We start from the raw sequence: 9,022 nt of genomic DNA, 5'->3' as shown, positions 1-9,022 counted from the left end.
CTGCAGCGCGATGTCGAGGTCGGCGTTCTTGAGCAGTGCGATCACGGCCTGCAGGTCGTCGCGCTTCTTGCTGCTCACGCGCAGCTCCTCGCCCTGGATCTGCGCCTTGACACCCTTCGGGCCCTCGTCGCGGATCAGCTTGGAGATCTTCTTGGCGTTCTCGGTGCTGATGCCCTGCACCAGGGATCCGCTGATCTTGTAGACCTTGCCGGACTGGGTGGGCTCGCCGGCGTCGAATGACTTGAGGGAGAGATTGCGGCGGATCAGCTTCTCCTTGAACACCTCGAGGGCGGCATTGACGCGCTCCTCCGTGTCGGCGGTCAGGGTGACGGACTCCTCGCCGCTCCACTCGATGCTCGCCCCGGTGTTGCGGAAGTCGAAGCGGGTGCCGAGTTCCTTGGCGGCCTGGTTCAGCGCGTTGTCCACCTCCTGCCGGTCGACCTTGCTCACCACATCGAACGACGAATCAGCCACGAGCACTCCACTTCGGATCGGTTCTGTACGGGTTGCCGCCCCGACGCTATCGGGTGGCGCAGTGCCGCTGTCCACCCGGTTTGCACAACAGGGGGGTGTGCGTTGTATTGTTTCAAACGCGCCAGGGACACGGTCCCGATCGCGCCCGGCAGGTTGCCCGAGCGGCCAATGGGAGCGGACTGTAAATCCGTCGGCTTACGCCTACGTAGGTTCGAATCCTACACCTGCCACCAGAACGGCCCCGATCCGAACGGATCGGGGCCGTTCTGCATTGCAGCCGTTCGGGTACCGGGACGTCGTCCGTGCCGGGTCTCGCCGGCGCTCGAGGGCAGGGCCCGTGCCGGGGCGGGGCAGGGGAGCATCTCGCCGGATGCGCGCGGAAGCCGCCGGAAAGCCGATTTATGGCCCCTGAGCTGCTGATTTTGTTCCTGCAGAGGAGTGTGTGTAATCTTTTGGAGGCCGCAGCGAGCAGAGATGCTCACGGTGGTCGCGCCCCCTTAGCTCAGTCGGCAGAGCGTTTCCATGGTAAGGAAAAGGTCGACGGTTCGATTCCGTCAGGGGGCTCGCTGGATTGTGGTGCCGCCGTTGTTCGCGACACTCGACACCGAGGCGGTGTAGCTCAGTTGGTAGAGCAAACGACTCATAATCGTTGCGTCGCCGGTTCAAGTCCGGTCACCGCTACCAAAGTTGAATGAACCACCCTGATCGTCGTTGATCAGATTGACGCGAAAGAAGGCATCCCGTGGCCTCCTCAACCGACGTTCGGCCGAAGATCACCCTGGCCTGCGAGGTGTGCAAGCACCGCAACTACATCACGAAGAAGAACCGTCGCAACGACCCCGACCGGTTGGAGCTGAAGAAGTTCTGCCCCAACTGCGGCACTCATCGCGCCCACCGCGAGTCGAAGTAGTCGTACAGGGTCGACGTCGACGCGTGAGCTCTCCGCAAACTCGCCCACGCCGGCCGGCGTCCGGGCGAATTTGCGGGAGTTTTGCGTATGACGGGCATATCCGTGAGTGAAGAATCGGTCGTGGACGGCACCGAACAGGCCGGGATCCAGTTCGATGCAGCGGCACATGCGGCCTCGATGGTCGGCCATCACTATCGTGTCGAGGACTTCTACGAGGTCGGGCGCGAGAAGGTCCGCGAGTACGCGCGTGCCGTGCTGGACAACAATCCGGCGCACCACGACGAGGAAGCGGCCAAGGGCCTCGGCTACGACGGCCTCGTCGCTCCGCTGACCTTCGTCTCCATCGTCGGCATGATCGCCCAGCGCAAGCTGTTCGACGAGGTCGTCACCGGATACGACCTCAGCCAGATCATGCAGACGGACCAGCGGCTGGTGTTCCACCGGCCCATCCAGGTGGGCGATCGACTGTTCTGCGACGTGTACCTCGACGACTTCCGTCAGGCCGCCGGCAGCGACATCATCACCACCAAGAACATCATCACGGATCAGCACGACAACGTCGTGATGACCACGTGGACCACCCTGGTGGGCCGCACCGGTGGCGAGGTGGACGAGAACATCGCCCACGCAGTCAAGGATGTGATGATGCATGTCGCTCCGTAGGTTCGAGGACGTCTCGGTCGGGGAGGAGCTGCCCGCGCGGGTGGTCACGCTCACCCGCGGCAACCTCGTGAACTACGCGGGTGTATCGGGTGATCCCAACCCGATCCACTGGAGCGACGAGGTCGCCAAGCTCGCCGGCTTGCGCGATGTGGTCGGCCACGGCATGCTCTCCATGGGCATCGCGGCCGGCTTCGTCACCGACTGGCTCGGTGACCCAGGAGCGGTGACCGAGTACAACGTTCGGTTCACCAGTCCGGTCTACGTCGAGGCCCATCGGGCCGCCGAGGTGGAGTTCTCCGGCAAGGTCAAGTCGGTGGACGCGGACAGCAAGACAGCAGTGGTCGCGATCGTGGCAAAGTCCGAAGGGCGTAAGATCTTCGGGCGGGCCACGGCAACGGTCCGTCTGGCCTGACCGGCCGGGCGGATTGGGTTTGTCCCGGGGCTATGAAGTACACTAAGACTTCTGGGATCGCATAGCGCAGCGCGCTGCTCTCGAGGACCTTCACGGTCCGCGGGGTGGCGCGCATGTCATGTGGTCGCAGATGGGTCGATCGAGACGCCGGTTCCCGGCGGAGGCATCGACCAAAGGGGCGTAGCTCAATTGGCAGAGCAGCGGTCTCCAAAACCGCAGGTTGCAGGTTCAAGTCCTGTCGCCCCTGCCCCCGGACGGCCAGCGACCGAGAGGAACGATGTGAGCGAGGAGCGCGGTAAGCGCGACGGCGGTACTGCAGGGACTTCCAACCCTGTCGACGCCGGATCGGCGACCGACGCGACCCCCGACGCTTCCTCCGCGTCCGCTGCTCCCACCGGCAAGAGGTCCCAGCGGCGTTCGGCCGCTCCTGCGTCGACCGCGGTGGCTGCCACCCGGCGGCCCGATTCGAAGGCGCCAGCCAAGTCCGCCTCCCGCTCCGGTGCCCAGGGCACGGAGAACATCTTCAAGCGCCTGCGGCGCTTCTTCCGTGAGGTCCTCGCCGAGCTCCGCAAGGTGATCTGGCCGAATCGCAAGCAGCTGGTCACGTACACGACCGTCGTCGTGGTCTTCGTGGCGGTCATGACCGCGCTCATCTTTGGATTGGATCTGGCGTTCGTGAAGGGCGTCAGCTGGTTGTTCGGTTAGCGCGTCAGCGTGCCGGCGAATGTGATCGACGAGAGGAAAGTGCCCGGTGAGCACCCCCGAGAACGACTCCTACGAGCCCTCGGCCGAAGAGCGCGTTTCGGACGAGGTCTTTGTTGACGACTCCGTGACCGCGGACGCGGCCGACGAGTCGGCAGAGGCGGGCATCGAAACCGACGAGACGTCCGGCGACGAGCCCGAAGCGCCCGTGGAGGCACAGGCCGAAGAGGCACCGGCCGAGGAGGCACCGGCCGAAGAGGCACCGGCCGAAGAGGTCGATCCGGCGGAGGCCCTCGAGAAGCAGCTGCGGCTCGAGCCCGGCGACTGGTACGTCGTGCACTCCTACGCCGGCTACGAGAACAAGGTCAAGGCCAACCTCGAGACCCGCGTGCAGAACCTGGACCTGAGCGAGTACATCTTCCAGGTCGAGGTGCCCACCGAAGAGGTCACCGAGATCAAGAACGGCCAGCGCAAGCAGGTCAACCGCAAGGTCCTGCCGGGCTACATCCTGGTGCGCATGGAGCTGAACGACGAGTCGTGGGGCGCGGTGCGCAACACCCCCGGCGTCACCGGGTTCGTGGGTGCCACCTCGCGCCCGTCGCCGCTGACGATCAAAGAGGTCGTGAAGTTCCTGCTGCCGCAGCAGGCGAAGAAGAAGCCCGCCGCAGCCGCCGCCACGACCGCCGAGGGCGCCGCGACCGCCGTCAAGCCCGCCATCGAGGTGGACTTCGAGGTCGGCGAGTCCGTCACCGTGATGGACGGACCGTTCGCGACGCTGCCGGCTTCGATCAGCGAGGTCAACGCCGAGCAGCAGAAGCTCAAGGTCCTGGTGTCGATCTTCGGTCGTGAGACCCCGGTGGAGCTGTCCTTCAACCAGGTGTCGAAGATCTGAGGGTCCGACCCACTCAAGCTTGCGATAGCAGTACGCAAGAACCACACCGAGCAAGAAACTAGGAATAGAGATGCCCCCGAAGAAGAAGAAGATTGCCGGGCTCATCAAGCTCCAGATCCAGGCAGGTCAGGCCAACCCGGCTCCGCCGGTCGGCCCCGCCCTGGGTCAGCACGGCGTCAACATCATGGAGTTCTGCAAGGCGTACAACGCCGCGACCGAGTCGCAGCGCGGCAACGTCGTGCCGGTCGAGATCACGGTCTACGAGGACCGCTCGTTCGACTTCAAGCTGAAGACCCCGCCGGCCGCCAAGCTGCTGCTGAAGGCCGCGGGCGTGCAGAAGGGCTCCGGCGAGCCGCACAAGACCAAGGTCGCCAAGGTCACCATGGACCAGGTGCGCGAGATCGCCAAGACCAAGCAGGAAGACCTGAACGCCAACGACGTCGAGGCTGCCGCGAAGATCATCGCCGGCACCGCGCGTTCGATGGGCATCACGGTCGAGGGCTGAGCGCCGCGACGCGTTGTGACACCGCAGGGCTGACGAAGCCCCGGAGCAGGAACCCGTGGGAGGGCCGGCCAGGCTCGACAACCACGACCGAACCATTCACCTTCCGGTGACAAGTTAGGACAGAACAATGGCAAAGCGCAGCAAGGCATACCTCGCCGCCGCTGAGAAGATCGACGCCTCGACGCTCTACAGCCCCCTCGCGGCCGCTCGGCTCGCGAAGGAGACCTCGTCGAAGAACTACGACGCCACCGTCGAGGTCGCCATGCGCCTCGGTGTGGACCCCCGCAAGGCGGACCAGATGGTCCGCGGCACGGTCAACCTGCCGCACGGCACCGGTAAGACCGCCCGCGTCATCGTGTTCGCGGTCGGCGAGAAGGCCGCCGAGGCCGAGGCCGCGGGTGCGGACGCCGTCGGCGCGGAGGACCTGATCGAGCGGATCCAGGGCGGTTGGCTGGACTTCGACGCCGCGATCGCGACCCCGGACCAGATGGCCAAGGTCGGCCGCATCGCGCGTGTCCTCGGTCCGCGCGGCCTGATGCCGAACCCGAAGACGGGTACGGTCACCCCGGCTGTCGCCAAGGCTGTCGCCGACATCAAGGGCGGCAAGATCAACTTCCGCGTCGACAAGAACTCGAACCTGCACTTCGTGATCGGCAAGGCGTCGTTCGACGACGCGAAGCTGGTGGAGAACTACGGTGCCGCCCTGGACGAGGTCCTGCGCGCGAAGCCGTCCACCGCGAAGGGGCGTTACGTCAAGAAGGTGACGATCGCGACCACCACCGGACCGGGCATCCCGGTGGACCCGTCGCGCACTCGCAACCTCCTGGAGGACGCCGAGTAGGAGGCTGGTCTCCAGTCTTCGCGGTCAGCGCACGAAACGGCCGGCACGGAACTGCTCCGTGCCGGCCGTTTTGCGTCCGCACATCCGGTCGGGTACGCTTGCCTGCGGAGTTCGGCGCGTGCCGATCTTCACCCCGATCATGTTCTACCCAAGACCGTTGGTCACCGGATCCGCTCGCGGACTCGGTTGAAGGTCCGGGATTGCCCGGCGGCCCACGCAGGAGGACGAGGTAGGGGAGATACGACATCGGTTGCGATGCCGTCTTTCTCTCTGTACGCCCCGTGTGCCCTGCACCGGGGCGTTTTGCATTTTGCGGATTTCGAGTGGAACTTCCCGAGCGGGAAAACGACTGTTACTGAGAGGAGGCGAAGTATGGCAAAGCCTGAGAAGGTTTCTGCGGTTGCGGAGATCACCGAGCAGTTCAAGGACTCGACGGCCGCCGTGATCACGGAGTTCCGTGGTCTGTCGGTGACCAGTCTGACGCAGCTGCGACGCGCTCTCGGAGAGGGTGCCACCTACTCCGTCGCCAAGAACACCCTGGTCAAGCGCGCCGCCGCAGAGGCGGGCGTCGAGGGCCTTGACGACCTGTTCGTCGGACCGACCGCCATTGCGTTCATCAAGGGCGAGCCGGTCGACGCTGCGAAGGCCCTGAAGACCTTCGCGAAGGACAACAAGGCGCTCGTCATCAAGGGCGGCTACATGGACGGCGCTGCGCTGTCCGTGGATCAGGTCAACCAGATCGCGGACCTCGAGTCCCGCGAGGTGCTGTTGGCCAAGCTCGCCGGCGCGATGAAGGGCAACTTGGCAAAGGCCGCCGGCCTGTTCAACGCTCCTGCCTCGCAGGTGGCCCGTCTGGCGGCCGCTCTGCAGGAGAAGATGGCGGACCAGGAGTCTGCCGCAAGCTGATCCGCACCATCGCGAATCACTGACCCACCCACCCCGCGCGCCCCGGCGCGCATCCCATCCGGTCGCGGATCAGCGACATGGGATCCACAAGGAAGGACCGCCACCATGGCGAAGCTCACCACCGAAGAGCTGCTCGACGCGTTCAAGGAACTGACCCTCCTCGAGCTCTCGGAGTTCGTGAAGGCCTTCGAGGAGACCTTCGAGGTCACCGCTGCCGCTCCGGTCGCCGTCGCCGCTGCCGGTGCCCCGGCCGCCGCCGCCGAGGCCGAGTCCGAGCAGGACGAGTTCGACGTCATCCTCGAGGGTGCCGGCGACAAGAAGATCCAGGTCATCAAGGTCGTCCGTGAGATCGTCTCGGGCCTCGGCCTGAAGGAGGCCAAGGACCTCGTCGAGGGTGCTCCGAAGCCGATCCTGGAGAAGGTCGCCAAGGATGCCGCCGAGGCTGCCAAGGCGAAGCTCGAAGAGGCCGGCGCCAAGGTCGCCGTCAAGTAAGACGAACCCGGCTGCCCGACCGCACCGCGGTCGAGCGCTTCGGCAAGGCCGCTGCCCACGGACGTGAGTCCGTGGGCAGCGGCCTTTTCGCGCATTCGTGACCGGTTTGCCGAGCGCGCGGAAACCATCCGCGCTAAGTTGACGTCGGTGCCGCACGGGGACGGCATAAGCGCAGGTCATCCCCCCGATCGAAGGGGGTTATGCCCGAGTTGACCTGTGTTCTTACTCGCTAGTAGGATCCCGTGTCACAGGTAACACTTCGATGCGCTACAGTGACGCAATCCACAGTGGGGAACAGCATCGAGCCGTGCGGAGGTAATGGTGGGAGTCGAAGTAGCTGTCGAGGGGTTGACGAAGTCCTTCGGGTCTCAGCGGATCTGGCAGGACGTGACGTTGACGCTGCCGGCGGGTGAGGTGTCGGCGCTGCTGGGCCCGTCGGGTACGGGCAAGTCGGTGTTCCTCAAGTCGCTGATCGGTCTGCTGCGGCCGGAGCGGGGCTCGATCGTCATCGACGGCACCGACATCCTGCAGTGCTCCTCGAAGGAGCTCTACGAGATCCGCAAGCTGTTCGGGGTGCTGTTCCAGGACGGTGCGCTGTTCGGGTCGATGAACCTCTACGACAACGTGGCGTTCCCGCTGCGCGAGCACACCAAGAAGTCCGAGTCCGAGATCCGCAAGATCGTGATGGAGAAGCTCGAGCTCGTCGGTCTGCTCGGCGCCGAGGACAAGCTGCCGGGCGAGATCTCCGGCGGCATGCGCAAGCGGGCCGGGCTGGCGCGGGCGCTGGTGCTCGATCCGCAGATCATCCTGGTCGACGAGCCGGACTCGGGGCTGGATCCGGTGCGCACCACCTACATCAGCCAGACGCTGATCGACATCAACGCCGAGATCGACGCGACGATCCTGATCGTCTCGCACAACATCAACCTGGCGCGGACGGTGCCGGACAACATCGGGATGCTGTTCCGCCGGGAGCTGGTGATGTTCGGTCCGCGCGAGGTGCTGCTCACCAGCGACGAGCCGGTGGTCAAGCAGTTCCTCAACGGCACGATGATCGGGCCGATCGGGATGTCGGAGGAGAAGGACGAGGCGACGATGGCGCAGGAGCAGGCCCTCGTCGACGCCGGGCACCACGCCGGTGGGGTGGAGGACGTCGAGGGCATCGTGCCGCAGATGAAGGCCACCCCGGGGATGCCCGAGCGGCAGGCCGTCGCCCGCCGGCAGGAGCGGGTGCGGCACATCCTGCACACCCTGCCCGAGGCCGCCCAGCAGGCCATCCTCGAGTCCTTCGAGGAGACCGGCGGGACGCACGCCGCGCCGGCCTACCCCGAGCATTCCTTCCGCGACGACGACACGCAGGTCATCCCGGCGTACCCCGGTCACGGGTACGACGAGTCCGCCCGCCACAGAAGCTAGGAGCACACATGGGGGTCGGATCGGGCACCAGCTCGTTCGTGCGTCCGATACACGGTGCACTCACCCAGGCCGGAAACATCGTCGAGTTGTTCGTCGACGTCGTGCGGAACACCTTCCGCCGGCCGTTCCAGTTCCGCGAGTTCATCGAGCAGGCGTGGTTCATCGCGAGCGTCACGATCCTGCCCACCGCCCTCGTGGCAATCCCGTTCGGCGCTGTGGTCTCGCTGCAGACCGGGTCGCTGATCAAGCAGCTCGGCGCGGAGTCGTTCACCGGCGCCGCCAGCGTGCTGGCCGTGATCCAGCAGGGCAGTCCCATCGTGACCGCGCTGCTGATCGCCGGCGCGGCCGGCTCCGCGGTCACCGCCGATCTCGGATCGCGCACCATCCGCGAGGAGATCGATGCCATGGAGGTGCTCGGCATCAACCCCGTGCAACGCCTGGTGGTCCCGCGCGTGCTCGCGATGGTTCTCATCGCGCTGCTGCTCAACGGACTCGTCTCCGTCGTCGGCATCGCCGGCGGCTACTTCTTCAACGTGATCCTGCAGGGCGGTACCCCGGGCGCCTACCTGGCGTCCTTCTCGGCCCTCGCCCAGTTGCCCGACCTCTACGTGGCCGAGATCAAGGCGGCGATCTTCGGTGTCATCGCCGGCGTCGTCGCGGCCTACAAGGGCCTGCACCCCGGTGCCGGACCGAAGGGGGTCGGCGAGGCCGTCAACCAGACCGTCGTCATCACCTTCCTTCTGTTGTTCTTCGCGAACCTGATCCTGACGATGGTGTACCTGCAGATCGTTCCGGCGAAGGGATCCTGA

General features: G+C 65.7%; 12 protein-coding genes and 4 tRNA genes. 15 read left to right on the top strand and 1 reads right to left on the bottom strand.

Going from position 1 to position 9,022, the window contains the following annotated elements; translation table 11 throughout:
- Positions 1-474 (bottom strand): YajQ family cyclic di-GMP-binding protein (locus AIIKEEIJ_RS14730; protein ID WP_161995954.1); only part of this gene is annotated, 474 nt, incomplete at its 3' end.
- A gap of 147 nt (positions 475-621) precedes the next feature.
- Here AIIKEEIJ_RS14730 and AIIKEEIJ_RS14725 point away from each other — a divergent pair.
- The 15 genes from AIIKEEIJ_RS14725 to AIIKEEIJ_RS14655 all read left to right on the top strand — a co-directional run bounded on the left by AIIKEEIJ_RS14725 (position 622) and on the right by AIIKEEIJ_RS14655 (position 9,022).
- Positions 622-707 (top strand) — tRNA-Tyr (locus AIIKEEIJ_RS14725).
- Between the two features lie 258 nt (positions 708-965).
- Positions 966-1,038 (top strand) — tRNA-Thr (locus tag AIIKEEIJ_RS14720).
- Between the two features lie 44 nt (positions 1,039-1,082).
- A tRNA-Met gene (locus tag AIIKEEIJ_RS14715) sits at positions 1,083-1,158 on the top strand.
- A gap of 58 nt (positions 1,159-1,216) precedes the next feature.
- Positions 1,217-1,384: a 50S ribosomal protein L33 gene (rpmG, locus tag AIIKEEIJ_RS14710; protein ID WP_003937613.1), complete on the top strand. Its 168-nt coding sequence runs from the start codon at positions 1,217-1,219 to the stop codon at positions 1,382-1,384.
- A gap of 87 nt (positions 1,385-1,471) precedes the next feature.
- Positions 1,472-2,047 carry a (3R)-hydroxyacyl-ACP dehydratase subunit HadA gene (gene hadA, locus AIIKEEIJ_RS14705; RefSeq protein ID WP_006940869.1) on the top strand — a complete coding sequence of 192 codons (576 nt, stop codon included), beginning with the start codon at positions 1,472-1,474 and terminating at the stop codon, positions 2,045-2,047.
- Positions 2,034-2,459, top strand: coding sequence for a (3R)-hydroxyacyl-ACP dehydratase subunit HadB (gene hadB / locus AIIKEEIJ_RS14700; RefSeq protein ID WP_006940870.1), 426 nt, complete (start codon positions 2,034-2,036; stop codon positions 2,457-2,459). The genes hadA and hadB overlap by 14 nt, the downstream gene beginning before the upstream one ends.
- A gap of 174 nt (positions 2,460-2,633) precedes the next feature.
- A tRNA-Trp gene (locus AIIKEEIJ_RS14695) sits at positions 2,634-2,706 on the top strand.
- Between the two features lie 32 nt (positions 2,707-2,738).
- Positions 2,739-3,164, top strand: coding sequence for a preprotein translocase subunit SecE (gene secE, locus AIIKEEIJ_RS34035; protein WP_161995953.1), 426 nt, complete (start codon positions 2,739-2,741; stop codon positions 3,162-3,164).
- A gap of 46 nt (positions 3,165-3,210) precedes the next feature.
- The gene (nusG, locus tag AIIKEEIJ_RS14685; protein ID WP_161995952.1) at positions 3,211-4,053 is read left to right on the top strand and encodes a transcription termination/antitermination protein NusG; all 843 of its coding nucleotides are present in this window, start codon (positions 3,211-3,213) and stop codon (positions 4,051-4,053) included.
- A gap of 70 nt (positions 4,054-4,123) precedes the next feature.
- Positions 4,124-4,558, top strand: coding sequence for a 50S ribosomal protein L11 (rplK, locus tag AIIKEEIJ_RS14680; RefSeq protein ID WP_003937618.1), 435 nt, complete (start codon positions 4,124-4,126; stop codon positions 4,556-4,558).
- A 127-nt stretch (positions 4,559-4,685) separates the two neighbouring features.
- Positions 4,686-5,399: a 50S ribosomal protein L1 gene (gene rplA / locus AIIKEEIJ_RS14675; protein WP_006940876.1), complete on the top strand. Its 714-nt coding sequence runs from the start codon at positions 4,686-4,688 to the stop codon at positions 5,397-5,399.
- A gap of 372 nt (positions 5,400-5,771) precedes the next feature.
- The gene (gene rplJ, locus AIIKEEIJ_RS14670; protein WP_006940886.1) at positions 5,772-6,305 is read left to right on the top strand and encodes a 50S ribosomal protein L10; all 534 of its coding nucleotides are present in this window, start codon (positions 5,772-5,774) and stop codon (positions 6,303-6,305) included.
- A gap of 105 nt (positions 6,306-6,410) precedes the next feature.
- A complete protein-coding gene (gene rplL / locus AIIKEEIJ_RS14665) occupies positions 6,411-6,797 on the top strand; it encodes a 50S ribosomal protein L7/L12 (RefSeq protein WP_006940888.1) in 387 nt (128 codons plus the stop codon).
- A gap of 318 nt (positions 6,798-7,115) precedes the next feature.
- Positions 7,116-8,213 (top strand): ABC transporter ATP-binding protein, encoded by a 1,098-nt coding sequence (locus tag AIIKEEIJ_RS14660; RefSeq protein WP_029545069.1) that lies wholly within the window; start codon positions 7,116-7,118, stop codon positions 8,211-8,213.
- An 8-nt stretch (positions 8,214-8,221) separates the two neighbouring features.
- A complete protein-coding gene (locus AIIKEEIJ_RS14655) occupies positions 8,222-9,022 on the top strand; it encodes an MlaE family ABC transporter permease (protein ID WP_006931311.1) in 801 nt (266 codons plus the stop codon).

This window comes from Rhodococcus sp. YH1 (assembly GCF_009939605.1).
GTDB classification, from domain to species: domain Bacteria; phylum Actinomycetota; class Actinomycetes; order Mycobacteriales; family Mycobacteriaceae; genus Rhodococcus; species Rhodococcus aetherivorans.
Note: the sequence above shows the minus strand (reverse complement) of the source record. Positions and strands in the feature narration are given on the sequence as shown.